This window comes from Bradyrhizobium sp. P2_E8 (genome assembly GCF_056403875.1).
This window is the reverse complement of record NZ_JBFUES010001031.1, coordinates 1-2,553: the sequence shown is the minus strand read 5'-3', so window position 1 is coordinate 2,553 and position 2,553 is coordinate 1. Positions and strand designations below refer to the sequence as shown.

Here is a 2,553-nt window from a genome sequence, read left to right as displayed (position 1 = left end):
GTCTGATGTCGAAGCGTTCGGGCTCGGGGAAGAGCTTTGCATCGTAGTTGGCCGCACCGAGGGCAAGCAGAACATTGGCGTTGGCGGGAATGGTCACTCCCTGCAGTACCGTCGCCGCCCGGGTCCTCCRCCGCCAGCACACGATCGAGGTGCTAAAGCGCAGCGCTTCTTCGACGGCGCCAGGAATCAGCGAGGTGTCGCTGCAGATCGCCTGCCAGCTCGGGCGGTGGCTGAGCAGTGCCAGGAGCGCGTTGGCGGAGAGATTGGTGGTGGACTCGTGCCCTGCCAGCAGCAATCCGAACACCAACGAGATGATCTCGTTGTCGGACAGCTCCGGTTCGACCTCTCCGCGGTGCGCGATCAGGAAGCTTGCATAGTCGCTTTCCGGTCGGCGCAGGCGGTCATTGACCAGCGCGACGCAGTAGCGCCAGTAGGCCACCATGTCCTCGGCGCCGCGCCGTTGCTCCTCCGGTGAAAGATCCCCAAAAGTCATTAGTATGCGGTAGCCCGCCCAGCGCTTGATGCGCGGTGCATCTTCGGCCGGAATACCCATCAGCAGGAAGAGGACCTGCGCCGGAAGCTCGTACACAAGGTCGGCAACGAGATCGACTTCGGCGCGACCCTCGAGGGCGCCGATGGCCTCGCGCGCCAGTCGACGTATGTCGGGCAYGAGCGTCTCGAAACGTCTGGCATTCAGGAAGCGCCCAGCGACCCGCCGAATACGGTCGTGTTTGGGCGGATCGCAATTGACCTGTGTCGGCTCCGCGCCCATGCCAGCCTTCAGGATGGCCAAGGCTTCGGGCGCCAGGGGTGTGACCGGAGCCAACGCGATGTCGGCCGAGAAACTGGTCGCATCCCGCAGAAGGAGCAGAACATCCTCCCGCGTCGTCACGACCCAGTAGTTGATCTCCGGGCAGAAGAACACTGGCTCCTCGGCACGGGCGCGCTCGAAAGATTCATACATGCCGTGATGATCGAACGGCTTGTATCGCGCCCCGATACCTGAAGAGCTGATGATCGAGCCGCTCGCGGTGGACACCAACGTCGTCATTCTCGGCTGCCCCCAAAAGGTACGCTGCCTTGGCGGAGCAACTCTATCACATTGAAGGTGTCATGCATTCCGGTAAATCTGGCCCTACAATGCCGCAGTTGGGTCAACGGCGGCGGCCAGCCAATCACGCAATCGCAGATGCCGGTCGAATGTCCGGTCAGGGTCAAAATGCGAAACTCCCGCTGGGCACAACAGGTCCGCTCTCACCCTGATTGCCGAAGTCCAGACAGGCATGGATTTTCGTCGCTACGGCCAGGAGGAGACATTCGACCTGGTTCTTTTCATTTCAGAATTCCATGGCAATGCGGACCGGCCAATCAACGCCTTGCCGCCAGAGATGGCATGGCCCCGTTGATCCGAGGCGAGCAGGCCATCGGGGCGCGCCCGCTGTCCGGGACGTGCACGACYTCCTTTGCGCGGGGGACGCTCAGCCCACCGGTCCCGGGACCCAATAGTCCCCTGAAAGCGGGCGAACTCTTACGTCGTCAATGACTCCGAGCTCCAGGCTTGGATCGAAATGGCGCATCGTCCGCTCGTTGAGGTCAATGATGCGGCCAGGCCTTAATGGCCCCACGTCATTGATCTTGACGATGACCTTCTTGCCGACGGCCTCGACGAGGGCATATTTCGGCCTTGCGCCAAATTGGACCCCACCGAATTTCCGACGCAGATTCGTCTTGATGGCGGCCGCCCAGACGGAGGGATCATAACGCTCGCCGGAGGCTGTGTTCGGACCGCCCTCTTCCTTGCCGGGCTTGAATGGATTGTACATGGATGCTGCGCCAACGATCGCCTCCCCGGAAGCGGCATCCACGACGGCGCTCGAGTGAACGCCACTCACTTCACTTCGCGCAACGGAAACAGAAACGGCAAGCGCAACCAGGGCGCCGCAAATTGCGGCGCTCGAGCGGAACAGCATCATAACTCCTGTGATTTTTTTCGAACGTCCGGTTCCCGATCCCGCAAGCATGGTCAAGCGAACGCGGAAGCGTTCATGAACTTGCGCCAATCTCTTGCGGATTCGAGCCAACCCCTTGGCTACGGAACCGTTGTGCGAACCGGAGTGGTCCTCACGCAGTGTTTTACGTTGTCACCGACTAAGACAGAGATTGCGTCAGCAGAATGGCCCGATGGAACCCGGGATGAGTGGCGCGGCGCGTGCGACGTCGGCAAGGGTCGAAAGCCGATACGCGCGCGCCATTTGCCCGTCGGGCAAAACACTTGGCGCATGCAAAATCCCGTCAATCCCCTCCCACAAAAATATTCCACTTTACCGAAATTCGGAATTGCGGCATTCTCTCGTCATCCCGGTCCTCGGAGAGGGGCGATCGTACGTCGTAACGAACGTGGATCGGGATGCGGTGGACGTGGCTGCGTCGGGCACGCGAAGGCGGGACCAGGGCGAGATGAACCTCGTGAGGTCGTGCTGCGTGCGGACGAACGGMGCCAACGCCTTGCGAAGCCCTTTGGGCGAAGCAGGGTGAAGCTGCGTACGGCAAAAC

At 61.4% G+C, this 2,553-nt stretch carries 2 protein-coding genes; both read right to left on the bottom strand.

Annotated elements, in window-relative coordinates:
* On the bottom strand, positions 1-1,051 hold a 1,051-nt coding region (locus tag AC1D00_RS36175), incomplete at its 3' end, for a cytochrome P450 (RefSeq protein ID WP_477013964.1).
* Positions 1,052-1,478: 427 nt separating this feature from the next.
* Positions 1,479-1,973 carry a septal ring lytic transglycosylase RlpA family protein gene (locus tag AC1D00_RS36170; RefSeq protein WP_404551076.1) on the bottom strand — a complete coding sequence of 165 codons (495 nt, stop codon included), beginning with the start codon at positions 1,971-1,973 and terminating at the stop codon, positions 1,479-1,481.
* Positions 1,974-2,553 lie beyond the last annotated feature (580 nt).

Coding starts and splice junctions, on each gene's coding strand:
- AC1D00_RS36170 (WP_404551076.1), bottom strand. CDS start 1,973: ATGATGCTGTTCCGCTCGAGCGCCGCAATTTGCGGCGCCCTGGTTGCG.